We start from the raw sequence: 24,266 nt of genomic DNA, 5'->3' as shown, positions 1-24,266 counted from the left end.
TTATAAACCCTTTTACTTATCTTTAACTTTAGAAGCTTCACATGACTAAACGCGCACTTCGTAACATCGCTATCATCGCCCACGTTGACCACGGTAAAACAACATTGGTTGACCAACTCTTGCGCCAATCAGGCACATTCCGCTCGAATGAAAAAATGACCGAACGTGTCATGGACTCAAATGACTTGGAAAAAGAACGTGGTATTACTATTTTGTCCAAGAACTGTGCAGTCGAATACGACGGCACACATATCAATATCGTAGACACACCGGGACACGCCGACTTCGGTGGCGAAGTAGAGCGTGTGCTCTCTATGGTTGACGGTGTTTTGCTCTTGGTTGATGCAGTTGAAGGCCCAATGCCACAAACTCGTTTTGTAACCAAGAAAGCACTGGCTCTTGGTTTGAAGCCAATTGTTGTAATCAACAAGGTAGACCGTCCAGGCGCACGTTGTGATTACGTAATTAATGCCACTTTTGAATTGTTTGACAAGTTGGGAGCTACGGAAGAGCAGTTAGACTTCCCGATCATCTACGCTTCAGGTTTGAACGGCTATGCTGGCTTGACGGAAGATGTTCGCGAAGGTGATATGCGTCCATTATTCGATGCTGTTTTAGAGCATGTACCTGTCCGTGATGATGATCCAGATGGTCCTTTGCAATTTCAGATTTCCTCAATCGATTACAACAGCTATGTTGGTAAGATTGGTGTTGGCCGTATTAGTCGTGGCCGAGTCAAGTCAGGCATGGAAGTAGTATGTATGAATGGCCCTGATGGTGTGCCATTTAAAGGCCGTATTAACCAAGTATTGAAATTTAAAGGTCTTGAGCGTGAAATCGTTGATGAGGCAGTTGCTGGCGATATCGCATTGATTAATGGTATTGAAGAGTTAGCGATTGGTACTACTGTTTGTGCAGTGGATAAACCTGATCCATTGCCAATGCTGAAGATTGATGAGCCTACTTTGACCATGAACTTTATGGTAAATACGAGCCCATTGGCTGGTCGTGAAGGCAAGTTTGTGACTAGCCGCCAGATTCGTGAACGTCTTGATCGTGAATTGAAGGCCAATATGGCTTTGCGCGTTCGCGAGACTGATGACGATACCGTATTCGAAGTTTCTGGTCGTGGTGAGTTGCATTTGACGATTTTGGTTGAAACGATGCGTCGTGAAGGCTATGAGATGGCGGTTTCCCGTCCACGCGTAGTATTCCACGAAGAGAATGGTGTCAAGATGGAGCCGTATGAGAACTTAACGGTTGACGTCGAAGATGCTACTCAAGGTTCCGTAATGGAGGACTTAGGTAAGCGTAAGGGTGAATTACAAGACATGGTGAGTGACGGCAAAGGTCGTACCCGTCTTGAGTACCGTATTCCTGCACGTGGCCTGATTGGCTTCCAAGGCGATTTCATGACTATGACTCGGGGTAACGGTTTAATGAGTCATACATTTGATTCTTATGCGCCTGCAAAAGATGGCATCTTGGGTGAGCGTCATAACGGCGTATTGATCAGTCAAGATGATGGCGAGGCAGTTGCTTACGCTATTTGGAAGTTGCAAGATCGTGGTCGTATGTTCGTAAAACATGGTGATCCTGTTTACGAAGGCATGGTGATTGGTATTCATAGTCGTGACAACGACTTAGTTGTGAATCCGATTAAGGGTAAGCAATTAACTAACGTACGTTCTTCAGGTACTGACGAAGCAGTTCGCTTGGTAACACCAATTGATTTGACTTTGGAGTATGCAGTTGAATTCATTAGCGATGATGAATTGGTTGAAGTCACGCCAAAAAGCGTACGGATTCGTAAGCGCCACCTCAAGGAGCATGATCGTAAGAAGGCTTCCCGCGAGTAAGAGTTAGTTTGAGTATCTTTACTCTAGCGTCATAAATAAGCCACCCTAGGGTGGCTTATTTATTCGGTAAGGAAAAAGATCAAGCCTAGCGCTGGAAATGCAAATCCAAGCCAAGCTACCAGACTCCATCCACCATATATGTAGGCGACGCTGGCAATACCAGACCCAATTGCACCACCCGCAAAGAAGATGGCCATATAGAGCGCATTTAAACGACTTCTTACTTCTGCGCCCAACAGGTAAATAGTGCGCTGACCTAAAACGACATTGCTTTGCACTCCTAAATCTAGCAATATTGCTGATACAACTAGTAGTGCTAGTGACCCAGAGTTGCCCGCTAGTAAAGCTAAGAGAAAGGCGCCAGACCCTATTGCCAAAGAAAATAGGGTGGTGATCTTGGTGTGTCCGCGATCAGCTAATCTTCCTGCAATAGGTGCTGCCAACACTCCAACTGCACCAGCAAATGCAAAGAACGCGATTCCCTGTTGGGTGAGGTTGAATGGTGGGGCTGAAAGTAATATTGGGGTGATTGTCCAAAATAGGGTGAAGGAGGCAAATAGACTGGCTTGATAAAGTGCGCGACGTCGTAAGATGGGTGTATCCCTTAAGAGCATCCAAAGTGAACCAATTAGTGAAAAGTAACTAACCTTAGATTGGGGCTTGCGAATAGGTAATAAAATCCACAAGATGATTGCAAATACTATTAATAGTATGGCCGAAGCACCAAAAACGGTTCGCCAGCCAAATGAGTCAGCCACTAGGCTTGCTATAGGCCTAGCCAACATAATGCCGAGCAATAAGCCGCTCATAATGCTGCCGATAGTGCTCCCCCTTTTTTTCTCCGGAGTCATATTGGCGGCAATCGGTAAGAGCATTTGAACCGCCACAGAGCCAATTCCAATAAGGCATGCAGAAATTAAAAACCAGGTTGCTGTTTGAGACAACGTGGCCATCAATAAGGCAATGATTGCGCCACAGATTGTAAGAACGACTAATTTACGATTTTCGAGAAGATCTCCAAGCGGGACTAGGAGCATTAGCCCTGTGCAATAGCCTAGTTGAGTCAGGGTAACAATGAGGCTGGCAGCTGACCCATCCAGGCCAACTTCGAGGGCAATGAGGCTAATAAGGGGTTGGGCGTAATAGAGGTTGGCAACCATTAGGCCGCAGGCGCAAGCGAACAAAAATACCATCCATCTTGGCATCGAATTTTGAGGGTCTGCTGGTGGGATTGGATTCATCGGGATAGTTTATTCTCTATCTTTTAAATGCGCTTACAACCACTTTAGAAGTATTTATGCTCCCATCGATTGAACAACGTCTTGCCCTAGAACTTTCTGCTAAACCCAACCAAGTGGCTGCTGCAGTTGCTTTATTGGATGAGGGTGCAACGGTACCCTTTATTGCCCGTTATCGTAAAGAGGCAACTGGGGGGCTTGATGATGTGCAGTTGAGATTATTAGAGGAGCGTCTAACTTATCTGCGTGAGTTAGAGGACCGCCGCAAAACTATTGTTACTTCAATCGAAGAGCAGGGCAAGATGACTCCTGAGTTGCTTAAAGCCATTATGTTGGCTGAAGATAAAACACGCTTAGAGGATTTGTATCTACCGTATAAGCCAAAACGCAGAACCAAGGCTCAAATTGCTTTGGAGGCTGGCCTAGAGCCCTTGGCAAATGATCTATTGGCTAACCCAAATCTAAATCCAGAAGCAGAGGCTGCCAAATATCTTAAGGAAGCTTTTAAGATTGAGGAGACCGAGAACCCTGGTGTGCCTGATACCAAAACTGCACTAGAGGGTGCGCGACAAATCTTGATGGAGCGCTTTGCTGAGGATGCTGCTCTAGTTCAATCATTAAGAACTTATTTGCAAGATCATGGCGTAGTTGAGTCCAAGGTGATTGCTGGTAAAGAACAAGAGGGTGAGAAGTTTTCGGATTACTTTGATTATTCTGAATCTATCAAGGCAATTCCTTCGCATCGTGCCCTAGCTTTATTTAGAGGGCGCCGCGAACAGATGTTGATGGTATCTTTGCGTTTGGATAGCGAAGAAGAAAAGCCTAAATGGGATTCCCCACACAATCCTTGTGAAATGCGTATTGCTACGCATTTCAAGATTAAAAATGATGGCCGTCCTGCCGACCAATGGCTTGCAGATACAGTACGCTGGACATGGCGTATTAAATGCTCACTCCACCTAGAGACTGAACTCATGACCGCCCTCAGGGAGCGCTCTGAAGCCGAGGCAATTCATGTGTTTGCGCGCAATCTCAAAGATCTTCTCTTGGCTGCGCCAGCTGGTCCACGGGTGACTATTGGTTTAGATCCTGGTATGCGAACTGGTGTCAAGGTGGCAGTAGTAGATGCGACTGGAAAAGTAGTGGATACCGATGTCATTTACCCACATCAACCCAAAAATGATTGGACTGGCTCACTTCTAACCTTAGCCAAGCTTGCTGAGAAACATCATGCTACATTAATTTCTATTGGCAATGGTACCGCCTCGCGTGAGACAGATAAATTAGCGCAAGATTTGATTAAAGCAAAGCCAGAACTTGGTTTAACCAAGATAGTGGTTTCAGAAGCGGGCGCTTCTGTCTATTCAGCTTCTGAATATGCATCTAAGGAGCTTCCAGGAATGGATGTTTCTTTGCGTGGCGCGGTGTCAATTGCACGCCGTTTACAAGATCCTCTAGCTGAGTTAGTAAAGATTGATCCCAAGTCGATTGGTGTTGGCCAATATCAGCATGATGTCATGCAAACGCAATTGGCAAAATCCTTAGTCGCAGTCGTGGAGGATTGCGTCAACGCGGTTGGTGTCGATGTTAATACCGCCTCAGCGCCATTGTTATCTAGGGTTTCAGGACTTTCCAGCACGGTAGCTGAAGGTATTGTTGCCTATCGCGATAGTAAGGGTGCATTCAAATCCAGATCTGATCTGAAAAGTGTTCCACGCTTAGGTGATAAAACTTTTGAACAGGCCGCTGGCTTTTTGCGCATCATGAATGGTAATGATCCATTAGATGCTTCTGCAGTACATCCAGAGTCTTATCCCTTGGTGGAAAAAATTCTCAAAGATATTAAAAAAGGCGTGAAAGAAGTCATTGGCGATGCCAGTTTACTTAAGTCACTTTCACCAGAAAAATATGCTGACGGTCAATTTGGTTTACCTACAGTGACTGACATCCTCAAGGAATTAGAAAAGCCGGGTAGAGACCCACGACCAGAATTTACCACTGCTACCTTTAAAGAGGGTGTCGAGAAAATAAGCGATCTCAAAGCGGACATGATCCTCGAAGGTGTAGTGACTAACGTGGCCGCTTTTGGTGCTTTCGTGGATATTGGTGTTCATCAAGATGGCTTGGTACATATTTCCGCCTTATCTAATACGTTTGTGAAGGATCCACATACCGTTGTCAAAGCGGGCCAGGTAGTGAAGGTAAAAGTTCTTGAGGTAGATGAAAAGCGCAAAAGGATAGCCTTGACAATGCGTCTTTCAGATGAAGCGCCAAAAGCGGGATTTAAACCTGAACAGCGAGCCCCAAATCGACCCAAGGGGGCGGAAGTCAGAAAGCCTCAAGAAGATAGACGCCAACAGTCAGCGCCGATGAATAATGCCATGACGATGGCCTTAGCCAAGCTCAAAAAGTAAGACTTTGATACCTGAATTAAGATACGCAAATGGAACAATTTCTTAACAATAAGCAGCTCCTCATTTTCTTGCCGGTGGTTGCATTGGCAATCATTCTTGAATCGCTGATTTATAAATGGCGTTATAAGAAATCTTACCCATGGATTGAGAGTGCGACTTCACTAGGGGTTGGCCTTGGACATCAAATAACAGGGATCATTAATCGTTTATTGATTCAAGGGCTGATGGCTAGTTTTATTTGGCAGTACCGATTGTTTACTGTGCCCGATGAGTGGTGGACATACCCTGCGTTATTTATAGGCCTAGAATTTTGTTACTACTGGTATCACCGGGCTTCACATGAAGTCTTTTTAATGTGGGCTACGCATAGCACTCATCATTCTCCCAATGAAATGACGCTTTCTGCTGCCTATCGCTTAGGTTGGTTGCCATTTCTGTCTTTTACTTGGATATTTTTCTTTCCCCTAGTCTTAATTGGGTTCTCACCTGTAGCGGTATTTACGGCACTTTCTCTCAATTTAATGTATCAGTTTTGGCTGCATACCAAGTTGATTCCAAGTTTAGGATTTTTAGAGGGCATTATTAATACCCCGTCGGCTCACCGTGTGCACCATGCAAGTAACCCCATGTATCTCGATAAGAATTATGGTGGAGTTCTGGTTATATTTGACAGAATGTTTGGAACCTATATAGCTGAAGATCCCAATACAGAAATTGTCTATGGACTGACACATCCGAACTACTCAAAGAATCCTGTGAATGTAGTCTTTAAGGTTTGGAAGGACTTGATAAGAGGAGTCATTCAAAAGCCGACACTGCGTGAGAAGTTAAAGCTGATCTTCTCTCCACCCCAATAAGAAATCTATTGCTCAATTGGCATTACAGTCACAGCGACATCCAATGTGTGATCAGCGCCACCATGGATCACGCCGCGAATAGGGGAGACATCGGCATAGTCCCTTCCCTGAGCTAAATGGACATAATCATCACCAGGGGTTTCATAACCCCAGCGATTATTGGTTGGATCTAGGTCGCACCACATTCCCTCTGACAGCTGCCCATCTTCATTAATGCTTGGGATATAAATAGATGCCCACGCATGGGATGCATCACCGCCAATCAGGCGCGCCTGTCCGGGTGGTGGGTTTGTGAGGATGTAACCACTGATATATTTTGCTGGAAGCCCAATGCTACGCAATGAGGCAATCAAAATATGTGCAAAATCCTGGCATACCCCTTGCCGTTTATTTAATGCCTCAAGTGCTGGTGTGCCAATATCAGTACTCTTACTGACATAGTGAAATTCACCATAGATGCGCTGAGTCAGATCTATTGCAGCCTCTAAGATTGGCCTTCCGCTGGTAAAGTTTGCTCTCGCAAATTCGGCAAACTCTGCACGTAGGGCAATAAAAGGGGAGGTAAATAAAAATTCGGAAGCCGCGTCCCACTGAGTATTCGAGTGATAGCGAAAGTATTCGCGTACAGACTCCCAGGGTGGGGTATTTTCGGGATCGGGCCCCATCTGCACGTTTTCATTTGTCTGTATCAATGACTTGGCTGTAATTCGAAGTTCGCTATGTCTATTTTGCAGAGAGAAAAAAGTGCGCACATTCCCATAATCATCCAGGCTTTCATCGCTCCAGGCAGGGTTGGGGTAGATCAAGAGCCGTGTTTTTAAAACCTGCTGTGATTTTTGTGACGCCGGCTTGAGGTGGGCAAAATGTTGTGCAACCTCTACGTTAGGATCGTAAGAGTAATGAGTATCGTGAGTAATTTCTAGCAGCATGATATTCGAATATTAAAATTGCACGCTGTATTCATTAGCGTGGATTAACGTAAAGTAGCGCGCGCCAATGGCATCAGAAACATTCCAGGCTGATTGTGATGTGGCATACAAGCAGTTTCGTAATTCGAAGAAATTACCATAACCATCAACAGAAGATAGCTTATACAAATCATAATCTTGAAGATTGGTCACACTTCTTGTTAATTGATCTGGATTATTGCGCTCGGTGCCAGCTAACTTTGATAGTCGAGCACGTAGAGCTTTACTAACCCATGCCAATGAGCGAGGGTTTTCATCATCGAGCACCAATAAACTGATTAGCGGTGCAATTTCGCGGCTCTGCTGATGCTGGGCATGGAAGGTAATCGTACTATCGAATAGATTCAATAAAGCGGTATAGCCAGAGCTATCAGAATTCGGATTGTTTAATAGACCTGCTTGGATTGCAGAATCTAAAACTGTCGTTAGAAACGATAAGCGCTCAATATGACGACCAATAGAAAGCAATTGCCAGCCGTCATCGCGAGTCATTCGGTCGGTTTGCGCCCCTGTAATAGCGGCCAGTGAGCTACTCGCTTGCTTGAGCGCATCAATCGCTAGCGATGAGGAAAAATCATGAAAGGAGTTGGCTTTATGGCAGTCTTGCTCAAACTGATCAATGCAATGATTAATCGTGCTCCATTGTTCTGTAGAAAGCCGTTCCCGAACATTGGAGGCTGTGCGCTTCATGGCGTTGAGATTAAAGCCAACGCTAGTGACATTCTCTGACGCGTTGAGTGAGTGCACTAAGGTGCGCTCAAATATCCGATGACGAATATCCCCTTGATCAAAGTTACTAGGAACACCATCAGGTACTAAACCATAGTGATGGCAAAGATTCTCTAGCCAGGACCATAGCGATCGAGAAGGAGTGTATTCGCTATTAATATTTTCAAGGTAGAGTTTCGCGAGCCGCAGGATATTCTCACTTCGCTCGGTATAACGGCCAAACCAATATAAGTTTTCCGCAGCGCGACTTGTCACCATACGCTTGCGCAGAAGTATTTCTTTATTTGGCGCTACTTGCTGGGTATGGTTCTCTTGATTTGCATTGGATTGCTGGGTTTGAACCCAAACATCTGCGCTACTACCACCTCGTTGCATGGAGGCTACCCCAGAGTTGTTGCCGGCAATGCGTGCAAGTCCACCAGGTAATACTTGCCAGCTATCAGCACCATTGCTAAGGGCAAAGACCCGCAACATATATGAATGGGGTTCAATTAAAGAAGCATCATTTAAATTAAAAGCATTGAGCCAGGTTGGCATCTGTGCCAGCGGAATGTAGGTTTGAACAGTATGTTCATCTGGCTGACGCGTAATGCGACCCACCCATTGATCTAACTGGGCTTGTGATAATTCACCGCCTAAGGCAGATTCATAGTTCTGGTGCCCGCTACCGTTGGGGTAGGTCGGCTTAATAGCGCTGTGGCCGAGATTGGGAATGGCAGCTTCAAGAGCTGCTCTTTCTCCGCACCACCAAGTATCCATTGCTGGTAATTGAATTTCTTCCCCAAGCAAGTGTTCGCTAATAGCTGGTAAAAATCCCAGCAAAGCAGGGGATTCCAAGAAGGCTGATCCAGGGGCGTTAGCAAGAATGACATTGCCTGCGCGAATGACTTGCATCAAGCCAGGCACCCCCAAAGTCGAATCTGAGCGTAACTCTAGCGGGTCTAAGAATTCATCATCTAGACGCTTGAGTAGGATATCTACTGGCTCTAATCCACGTACAGTTTTTAAATAAAGGCGCTGGTCACGGACAGTTAAATCACCGCCCTCAACTAGAGTTAAGCCTAAGTAGCGTGCCAGATAGGCATGTTCAAAATAGGTTTCGTTATAAGGACCAGGAGTCAGTAGGGCAATGTGCGCATTTGAACCTGCTGGGCTTTCAAGCTTTAGGGCATCAATTAAATCGCGGTAGGCATTTGCCAGTGGAGTAATTTGCATCGCTTCATAGGCTGCTGGAAATTGGCGCGCAATGAGATTACGGTTTTCCAATAAGTATCCAAGGCCCGATGGTGCTTGAGTACGTTGCGATAGCACAGACCACTTCCCATTGGGGGCTCTAGCTAAATCAAAGGCAATGATGTGCAGATGTTTGCGATTATTGAGTTTGGCGCCATGCATTGATCTTAGGTAGCCTGGATGCCCATAAACCAATGCAGGTGGAATATAACCTTCTTTCAGAAGTGTTTGAGGGCCGTAAATATCCTGGACTATGGCTTCTAATAAACGAGCACGTTGCAAAACCCCTGATTGAATTTCTTGCCAAGACTCAGTATTAATGATGAGGGGAAATAAATCCACAGACCACGGGCGTTGTGGGCCAAACTCATCGGCATAGACGTTATAAGTAATGCCGTTTTCTCTGACCTGACGATCAAGCTCTAAAGTGCGCTGATCTAAGTCAGAGAGTCCAGAAGGTTCCAGTTGATCAAAAAATGTTTTCCAATGTGGCAATAGCTCTGAGCCATTCCCGCGCAACTCGTCGAAATGCCCCTCACTCGCCTTAGGTGCTAGGCGAGTGATCTCATCCACAAGAGAGGGGTTGGTTATAGATTTCAAAGGGCTGGCTTGAGATGCGTCCACAAGCTATTGTCTCATCGACGCATATCTAGTGTGAATGGAAATTCACGGCTAGCTGGAAGGTCAATGTTGGCCTGCACCCCTTCAACTTTTCCAGGTGTATGACCCATCCTGAAGAAGCGCGATAGACGTCTACTTTCAGCCTCATAGGCGTTGACTGGGAAGGTATCGTAATTCAGTCCGCCCGGGTGAGCTACATGGTACTGGCAGCCTCCAACTGAACGCTTCATCCAAGTATCAATGACATCAAACGTCAAAGGCACGTGGACTCCAATACTAGGGTGGAGACTGGAAGGTGGATTCCAGGCTTTGTAACGAACTCCAGCGACATATTCGCCGGCTACCCCAGTAGGTTGTAGTGGTAAAGCTTCACCATTACAGGTCACGGTATAGCGACTTTGATTGAGTCCAGTAACCCGCACTTCAATCCGCTCAATGGAAGAGTCTACATAGCGGGCAGTTCCACCTGCTGAATTTTCTTCGCCCATCACGTGCCACGGCTCAAGTCCATTACGTAGGGTAATTTCTGTACCCATGGTTTGTATTTTGCCGATCAATGGAAAGCGGAATTCTAAGTGCGGAGCAAACCATTCAGGCTTGAAGTCATAGCCATGCATCTGCATTTCTTCAATCACATCATCAAAGTCCATCTTGATAAATGTTGGTAATAGACAGCGATCATGGAGTTCGGTTCCCCAACGAGTTGCCGGAGCAACATAGGGTTCATCCCAGAAGCGTGCAATTAAAGCCCGAATGAGAAGTTGCTGAACAATACTCATATGTGCATGCGGAGGCATTTCAAATGCACGCAGTTCAAGCAAACCCAATCGCCCGGTTTGACTATCGGGCGAATACATCTTATCGATACAGAATTCACTGCGATGCGTATTTCCGGTCACATCAATCAAGATGTTGCGTAAAGTACGATCAACTAGCCATGGCGGCATACTTTGGCCATACTTTTTGCGATTCTCCTGAATTTCTTTTAATGCAATCTCGAGTTCATAGAGTTGGTCATTACGAGCCTCATCAACGCGTGGAGCCTGGCTTGTAGGGCCAATAAACATGCCGCTAAAGAGGTAGCTCAAGCTAGGGTGGTTATGCCAGTACAAAATCAAACTGGCTAAGAGTTCAGGCTTACGTAAAAAAGGACTATCTATTGGGGTTGCACCACCCATCACAAAGTGATTGCCACCACCGGTTCCGGTATGCCTTCCATCTGTCATAAATTTCTCGGCAGATAAGCGCGATTCAAAGGCTGCCTGATATAAAAATTCGGTATGGGAAACCAATTCATCCCAATTGTGTGCTGGATGAATATTGACTTCAATCACACCCGGATCTGGTGTGACTTGTAATAATTTGAGACGTGGATCTCGTGGAGGAGGGTAACCTTCAATCACAATTTGGAATTGCAATTCTTCAGCGGTAGCTTCGATTGCCTCTAATAAGTTGAGGTAGTCTTCGATGCGCGCCAATGGGGGCATGAATACGTAGAGCGCACCGTTTTTACCGCCATGTTTGTTTTCAGCATCAGGCCCATTGGAGCGCATAGGGTCACGGGTCTCAACACACAATGCTGTTCTCGTAATCCATGCTGCGGATTCTTGTCGCTGTGGATGGCGAACTTCTTGTGATTGACTCCAAATAGTCTTCCCAACGCCAGGATTCTTGCTGGTGCCAGCTCTAGTGACGCCTGGTTGTTGATGAACTACGGGTGCAACTGCCTGTAACGGCGGTCTTGGAGCAAAAGGATCTTGCTCAATCATGTAGGGATAGTCAGCTTTGTTAGTCCAGGGCAATGAATCTAGGGGCAGGCGGTAGCCCATCGGAGAGTCGCCAGGCAATAGATACAGTCGATCTTCGCGATACAGCCAAGCTCCTGTTTTCCAAGTGGTGTCAAAGTAACTTTGACCCTTATCGGCCTCAATTGGCAATACATAACCAATCACAGAATCCAGTTTTTGCGTAAAGACCCGCTTCAAGCGAGTGCGCTCCATTTCATCATCTAAATTCGATTTAAAAGGATCTACGTTTACGGGTAATTTTGATTCTCGCCATAGGTAATAAAACACATCCTCGTAGGCAGGCTCAATAAATTGATCTGATAGGCCTAAATTTTTAGAGAGGGTATGTACAAACTTCTCTGCATCTTTGCTGGTGTACATGATGGGGTCGCGCTCATCAGCAAATAATTTAGGGTTTTTCCAAATGGGATGTCCGTCAGCCCTCCAATAAATCGAAAGAGCCCAGCGAGGAAGTTGTTCACCTGGATACCATTTTCCTTGGCCGAAATGTAAGAAACCGCCATCGCCATATTCTTTGCGTAGACGTTCTACTAGTTCCGTTGCATATCCCCGCTTAGTGGGTCCAAGTGCATCCAAGTTCCACTCACGTTCATCACGACCATTGACGGAAACAAAGGTAGGCTCACCACCCATCGTTAAACGCACATCGCCTGCTTCTAATTGCTTATCTACCTTATACCCAAGATCTACAATGGCTTGCCATTGATCTTCTGTGTAAGGCTTAGTAACACGAGGTGATTCATAAATACGAGTCACTTCCATCGTGTGCTTAAATTCCACTTCACATGGATCTACGCCACCCTCAATTGGGGCTGCTCCAGAAGGCTCGGGAGTACAAGCTACCGGAATATGACCCTCACCAGCAAAGAGACCTGAGGTCGGATCTAAGCCGATCCAGCCTGCACCTGGTAAGTAGACTTCACACCACGCATGCAAGTCAGTAAAGTCAACTTCAGTACCACTAGGCCCATCAAGGGCTTTGACATCAGGCTTTAATTGAATAAGGTAACCGGAAACAAAGCGCGCTGCCAAACCGCTCAAGCGTAATAAGTTCACCATTAGCCAGGCTGAATCTCGACAAGATCCACTCGCTAAATCTAAGGTCTCATCTGGAGTCTGAACCCCGGGTTCCATGCGAATGGTGTAGTTAATATCTTGATGAACTTTTTGATTAAGAGCCACTAAAAAATCAATCGTGCGCCGCTCGCTGCGATCAACTCCCTTGAAATACTTATTCAAAGTCGCATTGCGCATTCTTCCCAAATAAGGTCGTAATTCTTTTTTAAGTTCAGAGTTGTAAGTGAAGGGGTAGTTCTCCGCATCTGGCTCTAAAAAGAAATCAAATGGGTTGTATACCGCCATCTCGGTAACCAGATCAACGGTTACTTTAAATTTCTTAGTCTTTTCGGGAAAAACTAAACGGGCTTGATAGTTGGCGTATGGGTCTTGTTGCCAATTAACAAAATGGCCTTCCGGCTCAATCTTTAAGGAATAAGAAAGAATGTGACTGCGGCAATGGGGGGCGGGTCGCAAGCGCACTACTTGCGGGCCAAGCTCGACCAAGCGGTCATAGTCATATTCGGTAACGTGGTGTAGGGCGGCGTGTATAGACATGAATCTAGTCTATGGCTAAGTGGCTTATGCACCTTATTGCGGCGCACAAGAGTAGTGCTTAAAAAGGCCATTACGCCCAATAATGGGTAAAACACGTCAAAAACAGGGCATATCAGGGATTTAGCCTGATTCAAAGGGAATAAGTTGTAGTTGCACCCCTTTTGAAAGCGAATATGTCTAAGAACACCACCTTGACGATTAGTAGCAAAAATTACTCTTCATGGTCTTTGCGTGGTTGGCTAATCTTGAAATTATCCGGACTGCCTTTTCAAGAAATTGCTGTTCATCCGGATGATGTTGATAACAGAGCAGAACTATTGTTACTTTCACCGTCAATTTTGGTGCCTAGACTCGACCATGATGGTTGTAAGGTCTGGGACACCATGGCTATTGGTGAATATCTCAATGAATTAAATCCCAAAGCCCATTTGCTTCCTAAAGATCCAGCGGCTAGAGCGCATTGCCGATCCATCTGTGGAGAAATGCATTCAGGATTTTCAGCGTTGAGAGCATCTTTGCCGATGAATATTAAAGGCAAATTTGCCTCCTTTAAGGTTTGGTCAAAAGCCCAAATTGACATCAATCGAATTTTGGTGATTTGGCAAGATTGCCTCTCCACATACGGTGGTCCTTTCTTATTTGGGAAAGAGCCCACTTTGGCTGATGCCATGTTTGCACCAGTCGTTACCAGATTCCTGACTTATCACGTAGAGCTAGATGCTGCGAGCGCGCGTTATTGCGAACACATCATGGCAATGCCAGAGATGAAGGAGTGGGTGATGGGCGCCCTTGAAGAACCCGATGACATTGAAGAACTTGAAGTGGAGTTTTAATCATGAATGCACCAGAAAAGCTTAAAAGTGATACCCATTTTTCTCATATAAAACCAGCAGATACACAGTTTCTACCTGGCGGCTTGAGGGATTTCTTTTTATATCGTGATCTTGGCGTCGCTAAGGCCACTAATGGCAAGGTAATTGCTCATCTGGTAAAGGCAAACAAGCCCCCAGTTGATGGAACCGGTTGGCATTACCATGTGGCCGATTTTCAAATCGTCATCATGAATAAAGGTTGGGCGAAATTCATGTACGAAGATAAGGTTACATTGGTAGAGGCCGGCGATGTAGTGCATCAGATGCCGGGTATTACCCATTACCTATTTGATTACTCGCCAGATATGGAGTACTTAGAAATCGTTGGCCCTGCTGACTTTGGAAGTGTGCCCGTATCAGTCGGCCCAGCAGAAGTTCCTGGAGTTACTCCATGGAAGTAATCAAGACTAATCCACTTGCGTCTGATTTCACTGTGCTATTTCAGCGCATCATGATGCTTGCCGAAGAGCTTGATGGTTTACGAGAGTATTACCGCGCCCTGTATCAGAAGATTGAGTCAGGGGAGCTTACATCAAATGATGGTGATCTTGATCTTTTGAAGACATTCAACGTCGCAGGATTTGTTAATTTATCAATCGTTTCTGCACGCGCAGCACAAACAGCTGCCATTATCGCGAATGATGTGTCTTTGAGTCGGGTCTTTGATCCGACACTAAAGACTACTGAGCGCGCATTACGTCATATAGAAAGCGGTGCACATAGATGATGTACAAGGCATACCAAACATTTGCCAATTTGCATAACCCAGTTCGTCTTTTTGCTAGGGCGTCAGAGCGAGTCTCCAATAATTGGTTTGGAAATTTCGCCCTAAATCCCATGCAACGGTTGGCTGCTCATTATGAGCAAATTTCATTGCTGGGTTTTACGCATACTCGACCAGATTTTAAAATTCATTCTGTCTTGGATTCGTTTGGGGTAGAGCAAGCGGTATCTGAAGACCTTATCTATTCAACCCATTTTTGCAATCTTGTACGATTTTCTAAGTCCGGCGTAGAAGGTCAACCAAAAATTTTGCTTGTTGCCCCCATGTCTGGTCACTTTGCAACTTTATTAGCAGGTACCATTAAGACCTTGCTGCGCGATCATGATGTGTATGTAACAGACTGGCTCAATATCCGAGACATTCCATTGAGTTGTGGTGAGTTTGATTTTGATTCTTATGTTGAGCACATCATTAACTTTTTACAAGTGATTGGACCCCAAACCCATTTGATGGCGGTCTGTCAGCCCACGGTTGCTTGCTTAGCGGCAACGGCGATTATGTCCGAGGATAAAAGCCCCTATGCTCCAGCTAGTCTGATTCTGATGGCAGGGCCCGTCGATGTTAGTCAAAGCCCTACCAAAGTGAATGAGTTGGCTACAAGTAAACCGATATCCTGGTTTGAAGAAAAGTTGATAGGTGTGATTCCACGGCAATTTAATGGTACTGGGCGTAAGGTCTACCCAGGATTTTTGCAATTAATGGCATTCATGAGTATGAATCCCGAGAGGCATGCGGATTCATTTAAAAAGCTCTATGAATATCGTATTAACGGTGAAACTGAAAAAGCAGATGTCATTCATGATTTTTATGAAGAGTACTTTGCCATTATGGATTTGTCAGGGCCGTTTTATCTTGAAACGATTCAAAAGGTATTCATGGATCGTGATCTCGCAGTAGGAAAATTAACCTATCAAGGTCGTTTAGTGAATCCTAAATTGATCAAGAAAACTTTCTTGCTCACTGTAGAGGGGGAGCGGGATGACATTTGCGGTATTGGCCAAACCCTGGCTGCACAAGATCTTTGCAGTGGTCTCCCTGGTTATATGAAATCCCATCATTTGCAGGCCGGCGTAGGTCACTATGGTGTATTTAATGGCAAACGCTGGGATACCCAGATTTATCCCGTAGTTCGTAATCATATTCAGTCGGCTCTTTAGATCACAGGAGGCATTATGTACGTCTATGTCACTCGCAATATCATCGCCAGAATGCGTCGCAATGATGGCACTGATAAAGGTTGTTTTCCCCTGAACCCAGGAAAGTACGAGGCTAATAAGACGAATGATGGTGCTCTTGAGATTCTTCAGGATGTGGGTGAGCCTGTTTATCTCTTACCATTCATTTGGTGGGAAAAGATGGAGTTAGGCGACATCTTGATCGCTGCATAAGCGAGATCACTTAAAATCAACAGCACCAATCAATCATATGGGGCTGTATGAAAGTCAATTCGGAGGGGGTCTCTGCATCGCGGGTTTATCTGCCGGCTGACCAGACTTATGCGAATTTACTTGAATTTTTTACAAGTCAATTTCCCCATATAGACCCAAGTGAGTGGACCGCACGCTTCGATGAGGGCTTGATCAAAACGCTAGATGATCAGCCATTACTATCAAGTGATGCTTATCGACCTAACACTCACCTCATTTATTTCAGGCGTTTAGCAAGAGAGCCAGAGATTCCATTTGAAGAAGAGATTCTTTATCAGGATGAGCATATTCTTGTGGCAGATAAGCCCCATTTTCTGCCAGTCACCCCAAGTGGTCTTTACTTGCATCAAACTTTACTAAATCGCTTGAAGAAAAAAACTGGTATTCAAACATTAAGCCCAATTCATCGAATTGATCGAGATACTGCCGGCCTAGTAATTTTTTCGATTAACCCATATGAGCGAGCCAATTATCAAAATTTATTTCGTGATCGTACCGTTACCAAGGTGTATGAGGCAATTGCACCTTACTCAAAAGAGCTCGCAAACAAGCTGCCACTGACTTACCGTAGTCGTCTAGAAGAGTCGGAGCACTTTCTACAGATGCAAGAAGTGGAGGGCGAGGCCAATGCTGATACCTATATTGAGCTACTGGAGGCATCTGAACCCTGGGCCCGCTATTGCCTCGGCCCTGGAAGCGGCAAAAAGCATCAATTGCGCTGCCACCTTAATGCTTTGGGGGCGCCAATTAAACATGATCAAATTTACCCAGTCCTGACCCCTTATCAGGAGTACGACCTGGATTTTTCCAAACCATTGCAGCTTTTGGCGAAGGAAATCGCCTTTAAAGACCCCATTAGCGGTGAATTTAGGTCATTTATTTCTAAAAGGGTGTTATTGCCTTTCTAGGGAAATGCACCAAAATAGATTACATTATTTATAAATGATAAGTATTAAGGTTATTAGCTTTAGAGATAATATGCGGAATGCTTTCAAAATATCGCTATCGCTGGCTATTAAATAGATTGAGACATCAACCGTCTTGGCTGGAGGAGTGCAATCCCGATTTGATTACTGAGTACTCAAAAGCTACGGGTGCAAAAGTCATGTATCGATTAAATAACTATCCGAAGTGCCCGCAGCTCAATCGCGATTTGGGAAAGTTAGTGCAGCATAAGTTTCTTGCGCGAAAGCGGTCCTATCTTTATGACCTTAACGGTTTTATGGTGTCGCCACGCGCTACCTACGTTTATCGACCTACGCCTGTAGCTGCTAACACGATTACCTGGGTTGATCGGGAATGAACCAATATAACGATAACGTTGCCCCTTTTATTGTTAAGCCGAAGGTAGCAGTCCTATTGGGGTTTGGTTTGCTTTTTTTAATTCTATTTCTCGATATCCTCTCGCCCGATGATTACCGATTTGTTTTGCTCTACTTATTTCCAGCAGCAATCATTGCATTAAACGCTAAGTCAAAAAAGGTAGTTATCCTAGCCTTTACTCTTACATTCTTATTCGAAAATTATTTTCTTCATAGGGATGGTTATTATCCGCTCTACTTTACCAAGATAGAGATATTTAACTTAGTAATACGTTTTCTTTCCACTCTATTAATTATGTGGCTTGCAAGGTCACTGCGTCGCAGTCAGTTGCGCGTTAATTTCCTCGCAAACACCGATTCATTAACGGGTTTATGGAATAGGCGATGGGCCCGTATTGCCATTGAGCAGTCGCTTGCCAAACTAGAAGATCGTCGCGAAACGTTTTCTATTGCCATGATTGACGTAAATGATTTTAAAAAGATTAATGACTTACAAGGACACGCAGTAGGAGATCAGGTGCTAACCAAAGTTGCCCATCTATTAATGGAATTTTCATCTGAGGTTGTCTCTTGTTGTCGACTAGGAGGCGATGAGTTTTTGATCATTGCCCAAAATTATGATGAGTTAAAAATGAAAAGACTCTGCGGCGATATTGAGCGAGAGGTAAACCAAGAAATGCAAAAAGCAAACTATGCAGTTTCTTTGAGCATTGGCTCGGTTACATATTCAAAAGCTTCAGCCTCTGTTTCAGAAGTTCTCCATCAGGTTGATTTGGAAATGTATCAACACAAGATGGAGATTAAAAGTGCTAGGGCCTAACCCTTAATGGCCGCGAAACTACTGGCCTGAGACTTATGCCAATACATTCCAAATACTCTTGGTAGGTTCAAGGCAGGATCAATTGTTTCAGAATTGAGTAAGAGCCCTGCAGGCATCTCCGGTAACAGGAAGGACAGAAGTCTTACCTCATTCTTGTTGATGCGTCGGACAATATGCGGCGCATCAATTTCACCTGGGTGATGTAATCCTGCTGCTTCCACCAACTCTTTAAGTGTCTTGAGTGTTTCTCTATGGAAATTAAAGACGCGATCTGCTTTATTGGGAACAACTAAAGCTTTTTGACGTACAGGATCTTGAGTGGTCACACCAGTAGGGCAGAAGCCGGTATTACAAACTTGGGCCTGTATGCAGCCAATAGCAAACATAAAGCCACGGGCACTATTACACCAGTCTGCACCGAGTGCAAAAGCTACCGCCATATCAAATGCGCTAATAATTTTCCCCGAGCAACCAATTTTAATTTGGTCACGAAGATTGACGCCAATCAAGGTGTTGTGAACTAAGCGCAAGCCTTCTTGTAGTGGAGTACCAACGTGATTCGTAAATTCAACCGGAGATGCACCGGTGCCACCTTCGGAACCATCCACAACAATAAAGTCAGGATAAATATTGGTTTCCAACATGGCTTTAACAATGCCAAACCATTCCCAAGGGTGACCAATGCATAACTTAAAGCCGACAGGTTTGCCGCCAGATAGATCGCGCAATTGCTTCACAAAGTGCATCATTTCTAGAGGTGTCGAAAAGGCGCTGTGCGAGGAAGGGGAGATGCAGCTTTCGCCTTCTTTCACGCCGCGGGCTGCTGCGATCTCCGCAGTCACTTTAGGCCCAGGCAGAATGCCGCCATGGCCAGGTTTTGCACCTTGGCTAAGCTTGATCTCCACCATCTTGACCTGAGGATCTACGGCATTTTGAGTATATTTTTCAGCATTAAAAGTGCCGTCTTGATTGCGGCAGCCAAAATACCCAGAGCCAATTTCCCAAATCAAGTCACCGCCATAAACGCGGTGGTAGTGAGAAATCGATCCTTCGCCTGTGTCGTGTGCAAAACCACCTTGCTTAGCACCAAGATTGAGTGCCAGAATTGCGTTGGCACTCAGTGAGCCAAAACTCATTGCTGAAATATTAAAGATACTTGCAGAGTATTTTTGTGTGCAGTCCTTGCCGCCAATTTCTACTCGGAAATCATGGCTTGGTAAATGTGTAGGCACTAAAGATTGGTTAATCCACTGATAGCCAGGGGCCATCACATCTAAGGTCGTACCAAAAGGAATTTGATCGGGAACCGCTTTTGCTCGTGAATAGACTAGGGTGCGCTGTTCTTTAGAGAAAGGCGTCTCATCGTTATCCCCCTCAATAAAGTATTGGCGAATCTCGGGGCGAATAAATTCGAGCATGAAACGTAAGTGCCCAATGACTGGGTAGTTACGTAATATGGCTACCTTTGTTTGCATCCGGTCGTAAATTCCGACAATAGCAAGAAAGCTAAAGATGGCTAAAAAATAGGGGGCCAGCGGATGAAGCTTTAAGCTGAAAAAAGAGATCACCACTCCAACAAAGCAGAGGGTAAAGGGTATAAAGCGAATCGGCAGGATTCTATTTTCTGAAGAGGCCATAAAGTACCTAAATATAGTGATGATCAGTGTGCGAACTTAATACTACATCCAACCATTTGACTTAAATCAACTGAGATGTTGGATCCCCCTTCTAGGTAGGGTATTCTGAGGGGGTAGTCTTTATTCAAAATAGGAAGAATATGTCATTAAATCACGCAGTTATTTGGATCGATCACAAAGAAGCGCACGTCATTTTTTTGAGTGCGGATGCCAGCGAAGCTGAAATCATCGGAAGCAAATCCACTCATTCACATTTGCACCATAAGGCTGGAGAAGTGGGTAGTGGAAGACTAGCTTTAGATTCTAAATATCTTCATTCAGTGATTCAGGCTGTTAATGAATCTAAAGAGATTTTGGTGCTTGGGCCAGGGTCTGCAAAATTAGAATTAATCAAGCATGCTCACCACCATGATTCTAAGGTTGCTGCAAACATTGTTGGTGTTGAAACTATTGACCATCCTACTGATAAAGAAATTCTGGCGTATGCACGCAAGTTCTTCTATAAAGTAGATCAAATGTTGTAATTCTGAACTTCATAGGACGATATCAATGAGCAAAGAAATTCTCGATTCTGACGGACTCCCAGGTCACGATTATTTTTTAGATGCAGTCAATCATATTGATGATGCTGTAGCTAACAATACGATCGCTGCAGGCGCCGCTAAAGGACTTGTCTATAGCCTAGTGGAAACATTGGGAAGTATGGTTGGTGATCCGGATTTACCAAGCCACTTAAAGTCTGGCTATATGGGTGCTCTGGATTTAGCGGTTGAACTAGAAGCAAAGTTATCTAAATTGCGTTAAGCACTGCTTGATGTATGAATTGATTTTAATAAGGGCAACTTAGGTTGCCCTTATTGCTTTAATGCGGTGCACCATTAATCCCGCATTACAGATATTTAATATTTAAAATGCATTCCATCTACGCTGTTTTACTTCATGCCTGATTCACATGAACTTAAAAAGTAAAAGTAGTCAACCTTGACCTTGTCTAAGCGTTATATTGATATATCAACGAGAAAGGTGGGTAATATGAATTCAAAGTCCTATTCCTCTGTAATATTGGCTGCGTCACTAATCTGCTTCGGTAGTGTAAGTTATGCTGAAAACTCTAAGTGGGAACAGAATCATCCTCGCCGCTCACAGGTGAATGAGCGTTTAGAGAATCAAAATCGACGCATTACAAATGAAGTGAAAAGTGGGGAAATGAGTAAATCTCAAGCTCAGGCCTTAAGACAAAACGATAAGAACATTCGCCAAGAAGAGCGCAATATGGCCTCGCAAAATGGTGGGCATATCACTAAGACTGAGCAGAACACCTTAAATCAACAGCTAAATCAAAACAGTGCTGCCATAGGGAAATAAAAATTTATCTTATAAAAAGGCGCTGAAATTGAATAGTGATTTCAATCAAGTGCTTCTTCGGGAGCGCTATCCTGCGGGAAAGTTCAAGGATGGCAAGGATTATCCCGCTGTAGATGAACTAAAGCCTTTGAGCTTATTAAATGCCAGTATTTCTACTTTATTTCAATATACGGGTAAAGATGAGTTAATGCCTCCACCAGAGAGGTCTCGCCCCAGAAAAGAAGTTCAAGCTGCTGCTTTACTAAACGCTATTCAGTCAAAAAGTTATTGGGAAGAAGAGTGGGTTGGTTTTTGGAGAGATCATTTCTCAGTTTATGGATACGAACAAAACGTTGGGGCATTTTTACCTCATTGGGAAAATGAAGTAATTCGCAAGAATGCTTTTGGAAATTTTCGGCAATTTTTAGAGGCTTCTGCTACTCATCCATGCATGCTCTATTACCTCAATAACAAGAGTTCTCGTGCAGGTAGCGCCAATGAGAATTACGCTAGAGAGTTATTTGAGCTACACACTCTGGGGAGGGATGCATACCTCAACAATCTTTACGCACAATGGCGTGAGGTTCCAGGGGCTCTGCAAGGAAAACCCAAGGGTTATATAGATCAAGACGTATATGAGGCTGCTAGAGCATTTACTGGTTGGACTGTGGAAGACGGGACTGGTATCGGTGGCGGCCAAAGCCTTCCAAAAACTGGGCAGTTTATTTATTTAGAATCCTGGCACGATAACTACCAAAAGCGAATTCTCGCAACTGAATTTGAGCCCTATAGTGGGCCCATGAAAGATGGCAAGAAGGTATTGGATTTATGTGCATCTCATCCTGCCACTGCACATCATTTAATGCGCAAGTTAATCAAGCGCATGATTAACGATGAGCCATCAGAAAAAATGATTCAAAGTGCTCAAGCAGTATTTATCGATCATCGAAACTCCCCAAATCAACTGAGCATACTTTCTAAGCATGTAGCAAAGTTAGCATCAACCATCCCCGAACAGGGGCGTCAAAAAGTCAGAAAACCAATGCGCCTTGCTGCGGCTTTTATTAACGCAGTGAATCTCCCTTTCGATATTTCTGAAGGGAAAATTATGGGTCAGGTTGAATCTGCTGGTCCAGCTCTGTATGGTTGGGTTTCTCCCGAAGGCCCCCCTGATGGTTTACAGTGGAATTTATCCGCTGCTTACTTAAGGCAGCGGATGAATCTCATTCAAGGCCTCTCTGAAAATTGGTGGGGAACTGGTGAGTGGAATCCCTTTAGTGATCTTCCGCCTGGGCCAACTTATAGTCAACTTTTATCGCGCTGGGAAAAGCCTTTATTTGGACGTCCTAGACCTGAGCTTTCTGAGGCGCTGACTTGCTCACAAGGCTTGACTGGTTTTGAGCGTGTAAGTGATATCAAAGTGGCAAGAAAAATGGTTGGATATCTCGCTTGCTCCCCCTCATTTCAGACTGAGGCAATAGAGCCAGATTTTTCTGCGGGGGAGAGAGCATGAACTTAAATCACTTGCCCCGCCGTGATTTTTTAAAGTTGGGTTTGGCTGCGTCTTTTGCCGGAATTGGGGATTTTGTTTTTTCCCAAGACCTAAAAAAGTCAGGTACCGTATTAATGGCTCCACAAATGTCTCATCCCTTCATTGTGGTATTTCTAAGAGGCGGCGCTGATGGTCTATCGATACTATCCCCGTTAAATGATGAGAACTTTACTGCCGCAAGGCCCCCCGAGATGCGCTTTGGAGTTGATATCAGCAGCGGGAAAGTTGAATTAGGAAATACAAGTTTTTATTGGCATCCTGAAGCGGCACCATTAGCAAGCCTATATACAGACAAGAAGTTAATAGTCTGGCCGGCAATCGGCATCTCTGATGAAACTAGATCTCATTTTGAGGCACAAGAAATCATGGAGCGTGGCGTTGGCTCACTTAATGCATTACCCGATGACTTGGGCTGGATGGCTAGACAGATTATTACTAAAGATCGATTTCAAAAAAACTCAGTGCCATTGTTTGCTGGCAATAATAATTCTCCAAGATCTATGCAGGGTGCTCATAGAGCTATAGCTGTTCGCGATCTTCAAAATGGAATTGCCTTACCAAACGGTAATGGTGGCTTTAATGCAGTGAGCGCCTTATGCAATGTAGATGCAAATACTCCCGCTGCACCCTGGATGAAAGATCACCTCAGTAATTTGGATTTTATTAATCAGACCCTTACTAAAGGGCTTGCCAAACCTTCTTCATATGAGGGTTCTGGTAAAACCCCATATCCCAATGCCGATCCAGGCGTGGGTTTACGCTCAGTTGCTAGGTTGATCGATGCCAATGTTGGATTGCAGTATGCGTGGGTAGATCAATCTGGATGGGATACTCATGAAAATCAACCCGGAAGACTGAATGGGCAGATTAAAAATTTGAGCCTAAGCCTAGCGGCTTTCGCTCAAGATATGGAAGCAAAAAGACAACCCTATACCTTGGTGATGATGACCGAATTTGGACGACGCTTACGTAGTAACCGAAGTAATGGCACGGATCATGGACACGGTTCTCTCGGGCTTATTCTTGGAAGTAAAGTACCTGGCGGTCAAGTTATGGGGCAATGGCCGGGACTTAGCACCAGTTCATTGGATAGGGGTGTTGATCTAGCGGTAACAACAGACTATCAAAATTTTTTAAATCAGGCGTTTAGCTATCAGAAGGTTTAAT

Annotated in this window: 21 protein-coding genes; 16 read left to right on the top strand and 5 right to left on the bottom strand. The window is 44.7% G+C overall.

Annotation, left to right across the window (positions count from 1 at the left end; translation table 11 throughout):
• Positions 1-41: 41 nt before the first annotated feature.
• Positions 42-1,859: a translational GTPase TypA gene (gene typA / locus PNUC_RS06430; protein WP_011903064.1), complete on the top strand. Its 1,818-nt coding sequence runs from the start codon at positions 42-44 to the stop codon at positions 1,857-1,859.
• Between the two features lie 59 nt (positions 1,860-1,918).
• Here the strand turns inward: typA and PNUC_RS06425 are convergent, their stop codons facing one another.
• A complete protein-coding gene (locus PNUC_RS06425) occupies positions 1,919-3,100 on the bottom strand; it encodes an MFS transporter (RefSeq protein WP_011903063.1) in 1,182 nt (393 codons plus the stop codon).
• Positions 3,101-3,156: 56 nt separating this feature from the next.
• Between PNUC_RS06425 and PNUC_RS06420 the strand changes: the two genes are divergently transcribed.
• Both PNUC_RS06420 and PNUC_RS06415 read left to right on the top strand, forming a co-directional pair.
• Positions 3,157-5,511, top strand: coding sequence for a Tex family protein (locus PNUC_RS06420; protein WP_011903062.1), 2,355 nt, complete (start codon positions 3,157-3,159; stop codon positions 5,509-5,511).
• A 29-nt stretch (positions 5,512-5,540) separates the two neighbouring features.
• Positions 5,541-6,368 (top strand): sterol desaturase family protein, encoded by an 828-nt coding sequence (locus PNUC_RS06415; RefSeq protein WP_011903061.1) that lies wholly within the window; start codon positions 5,541-5,543, stop codon positions 6,366-6,368.
• Between the two features lie 5 nt (positions 6,369-6,373).
• Here the strand turns inward: PNUC_RS06415 and PNUC_RS06410 are convergent, their stop codons facing one another.
• The 3 genes from PNUC_RS06410 to PNUC_RS06400 are packed head-to-tail and all read right to left on the bottom strand — an operon-like array spanning position 6,374 to position 13,341.
• Positions 6,374-7,297 (bottom strand): transglutaminase family protein, encoded by a 924-nt coding sequence (locus PNUC_RS06410; RefSeq protein WP_011903060.1) that lies wholly within the window; start codon positions 7,295-7,297, stop codon positions 6,374-6,376.
• Between the two features lie 12 nt (positions 7,298-7,309).
• Positions 7,310-9,898 (bottom strand): circularly permuted type 2 ATP-grasp protein, encoded by a 2,589-nt coding sequence (locus PNUC_RS06405; RefSeq protein WP_227717080.1) that lies wholly within the window; start codon positions 9,896-9,898, stop codon positions 7,310-7,312.
• Positions 9,899-9,933: 35 nt separating this feature from the next.
• Positions 9,934-13,341: a transglutaminase family protein gene (locus PNUC_RS06400; RefSeq protein ID WP_011903058.1), complete on the bottom strand. Its 3,408-nt coding sequence runs from the start codon at positions 13,339-13,341 to the stop codon at positions 9,934-9,936.
• 173 nt (positions 13,342-13,514) lie between these two features.
• Here PNUC_RS06400 and PNUC_RS06395 point away from each other — a divergent pair, with 173 nt between their 5' ends.
• The 8 genes from PNUC_RS06395 to PNUC_RS06360 all read left to right on the top strand — a co-directional run bounded on the left by PNUC_RS06395 (position 13,515) and on the right by PNUC_RS06360 (position 18,566).
• Positions 13,515-14,174 (top strand): glutathione S-transferase family protein, encoded by a 660-nt coding sequence (locus tag PNUC_RS06395; protein WP_011903057.1) that lies wholly within the window; start codon positions 13,515-13,517, stop codon positions 14,172-14,174.
• Positions 14,175-14,176: 2 nt separating this feature from the next.
• Positions 14,177-14,614, top strand: a complete 438-nt coding sequence (locus PNUC_RS06390; protein WP_011903056.1) for a cupin domain-containing protein — start codon at positions 14,177-14,179, stop codon at positions 14,612-14,614.
• Complete coding sequence (locus PNUC_RS06385) at positions 14,605-14,940, top strand: hypothetical protein (RefSeq protein WP_011903055.1); 336 nt, start codon at positions 14,605-14,607, stop codon at positions 14,938-14,940. The genes PNUC_RS06390 and PNUC_RS06385 overlap by 10 nt, the downstream gene beginning before the upstream one ends.
• Positions 14,937-16,154 carry a polyhydroxyalkanoate depolymerase gene (locus PNUC_RS06380; protein WP_048812122.1) on the top strand — a complete coding sequence of 406 codons (1,218 nt, stop codon included), beginning with the start codon at positions 14,937-14,939 and terminating at the stop codon, positions 16,152-16,154. Before PNUC_RS06385 ends, PNUC_RS06380 begins: the two co-directional genes overlap by 4 nt.
• 15 nt (positions 16,155-16,169) lie before the next feature.
• On the top strand, positions 16,170-16,385 hold the full coding sequence (locus PNUC_RS06375) for a hypothetical protein (protein WP_011903053.1): 216 nt from the start codon (positions 16,170-16,172) through the stop codon (positions 16,383-16,385).
• A 47-nt stretch (positions 16,386-16,432) separates the two neighbouring features.
• On the top strand, positions 16,433-17,332 hold the full coding sequence (locus PNUC_RS06370) for a pseudouridine synthase (RefSeq protein ID WP_011903052.1): 900 nt from the start codon (positions 16,433-16,435) through the stop codon (positions 17,330-17,332).
• 77 nt (positions 17,333-17,409) lie between these two features.
• A complete protein-coding gene (locus tag PNUC_RS06365) occupies positions 17,410-17,727 on the top strand; it encodes a hypothetical protein (RefSeq protein ID WP_048812121.1) in 318 nt (105 codons plus the stop codon).
• Positions 17,724-18,566, top strand: a complete 843-nt coding sequence (locus tag PNUC_RS06360; RefSeq protein WP_011903051.1) for a GGDEF domain-containing protein — start codon at positions 17,724-17,726, stop codon at positions 18,564-18,566. Before PNUC_RS06365 ends, PNUC_RS06360 begins: the two co-directional genes overlap by 4 nt.
• On the opposite strand, the gene PNUC_RS06355 is transcribed toward PNUC_RS06360, so the two are convergent.
• On the bottom strand, positions 18,563-20,203 hold the full coding sequence (locus PNUC_RS06355; RefSeq protein WP_011903050.1) for an FMN-binding glutamate synthase family protein: 1,641 nt from the start codon (positions 20,201-20,203) through the stop codon (positions 18,563-18,565). The two genes, PNUC_RS06360 and PNUC_RS06355, sit on opposite strands and share 4 nt — an antisense overlap.
• A 140-nt stretch (positions 20,204-20,343) precedes the next feature.
• On the opposite strand from PNUC_RS06355, the gene PNUC_RS06350 reads away from it, so the two are divergent.
• The 5 genes from PNUC_RS06350 (at position 20,344) to PNUC_RS06330 (ending at position 24,265) form a co-directional block, all read left to right on the top strand.
• Positions 20,344-20,727, top strand: a complete 384-nt coding sequence (locus PNUC_RS06350) for a hypothetical protein (protein WP_011903049.1) — start codon at positions 20,344-20,346, stop codon at positions 20,725-20,727.
• Between the two features lie 25 nt (positions 20,728-20,752).
• Positions 20,753-21,007, top strand: a complete 255-nt coding sequence (locus PNUC_RS06345; protein WP_011903048.1) for a hypothetical protein — start codon at positions 20,753-20,755, stop codon at positions 21,005-21,007.
• A 228-nt stretch (positions 21,008-21,235) separates the two neighbouring features.
• Positions 21,236-21,568 carry a hypothetical protein gene (locus PNUC_RS06340; protein ID WP_011903047.1) on the top strand — a complete coding sequence of 111 codons (333 nt, stop codon included), beginning with the start codon at positions 21,236-21,238 and terminating at the stop codon, positions 21,566-21,568.
• A 28-nt stretch (positions 21,569-21,596) separates the two neighbouring features.
• Entirely contained in the window at positions 21,597-23,060 is a 1,464-nt protein-coding gene (locus PNUC_RS06335) for a DUF1800 family protein (RefSeq protein ID WP_048812120.1), read from the top strand.
• Positions 23,057-24,265 carry a DUF1501 domain-containing protein gene (locus tag PNUC_RS06330; protein ID WP_011903045.1) on the top strand — a complete coding sequence of 403 codons (1,209 nt, stop codon included), beginning with the start codon at positions 23,057-23,059 and terminating at the stop codon, positions 24,263-24,265. Before PNUC_RS06335 ends, PNUC_RS06330 begins: the two co-directional genes overlap by 4 nt.
• Position 24,266 lies beyond the last annotated feature (1 nt).

This window comes from Polynucleobacter asymbioticus QLW-P1DMWA-1 (genome assembly GCF_000016345.1).
Classification (GTDB): domain Bacteria; phylum Pseudomonadota; class Gammaproteobacteria; order Burkholderiales; family Burkholderiaceae; genus Polynucleobacter; species Polynucleobacter asymbioticus.
This window is presented reverse-complemented; position numbering and strand designations above follow the sequence as displayed.

Bases quoted from the DNA above. Each gene is read 5' to 3' on its own strand.
- typA (WP_011903064.1), top strand. From the start codon at position 42: ATGACTAAACGCGCACTTCGTAACATCGCTATCATCGCCCACGTTGAC.
- PNUC_RS06425 (WP_011903063.1), bottom strand. From the start codon at position 3,100: ATGAATCCAATCCCACCAGCAGACCCTCAAAATTCGATGCCAAGATGG.
- PNUC_RS06420 (WP_011903062.1), top strand. From the start codon at position 3,157: ATGCTCCCATCGATTGAACAACGTCTTGCCCTAGAACTTTCTGCTAAA.
- PNUC_RS06415 (WP_011903061.1), top strand. From the start codon at position 5,541: ATGGAACAATTTCTTAACAATAAGCAGCTCCTCATTTTCTTGCCGGTG.
- PNUC_RS06410 (WP_011903060.1), bottom strand. From the start codon at position 7,297: ATGCTGCTAGAAATTACTCACGATACTCATTACTCTTACGATCCTAAC.
- PNUC_RS06400 (WP_011903058.1), bottom strand. From the start codon at position 13,341: ATGTCTATACACGCCGCCCTACACCACGTTACCGAATATGACTATGAC.
- PNUC_RS06395 (WP_011903057.1), top strand. From the start codon at position 13,515: ATGTCTAAGAACACCACCTTGACGATTAGTAGCAAAAATTACTCTTCA.
- PNUC_RS06390 (WP_011903056.1), top strand. From the start codon at position 14,177: ATGAATGCACCAGAAAAGCTTAAAAGTGATACCCATTTTTCTCATATA.
- PNUC_RS06385 (WP_011903055.1), top strand. From the start codon at position 14,605: ATGGAAGTAATCAAGACTAATCCACTTGCGTCTGATTTCACTGTGCTA.
- PNUC_RS06380 (WP_048812122.1), top strand. From the start codon at position 14,937: ATGATGTACAAGGCATACCAAACATTTGCCAATTTGCATAACCCAGTT.
- PNUC_RS06375 (WP_011903053.1), top strand. From the start codon at position 16,170: ATGTACGTCTATGTCACTCGCAATATCATCGCCAGAATGCGTCGCAAT.
- PNUC_RS06370 (WP_011903052.1), top strand. From the start codon at position 16,433: ATGAAAGTCAATTCGGAGGGGGTCTCTGCATCGCGGGTTTATCTGCCG.
- PNUC_RS06365 (WP_048812121.1), top strand. From the start codon at position 17,410: ATGCTTTCAAAATATCGCTATCGCTGGCTATTAAATAGATTGAGACAT.
- PNUC_RS06360 (WP_011903051.1), top strand. From the start codon at position 17,724: ATGAACCAATATAACGATAACGTTGCCCCTTTTATTGTTAAGCCGAAG.
- PNUC_RS06355 (WP_011903050.1), bottom strand. From the start codon at position 20,203: ATGGCCTCTTCAGAAAATAGAATCCTGCCGATTCGCTTTATACCCTTT.
- PNUC_RS06350 (WP_011903049.1), top strand. From the start codon at position 20,344: ATGTCATTAAATCACGCAGTTATTTGGATCGATCACAAAGAAGCGCAC.
- PNUC_RS06345 (WP_011903048.1), top strand. From the start codon at position 20,753: ATGAGCAAAGAAATTCTCGATTCTGACGGACTCCCAGGTCACGATTAT.
- PNUC_RS06340 (WP_011903047.1), top strand. From the start codon at position 21,236: ATGAATTCAAAGTCCTATTCCTCTGTAATATTGGCTGCGTCACTAATC.
- PNUC_RS06330 (WP_011903045.1), top strand. From the start codon at position 23,057: ATGAACTTAAATCACTTGCCCCGCCGTGATTTTTTAAAGTTGGGTTTG.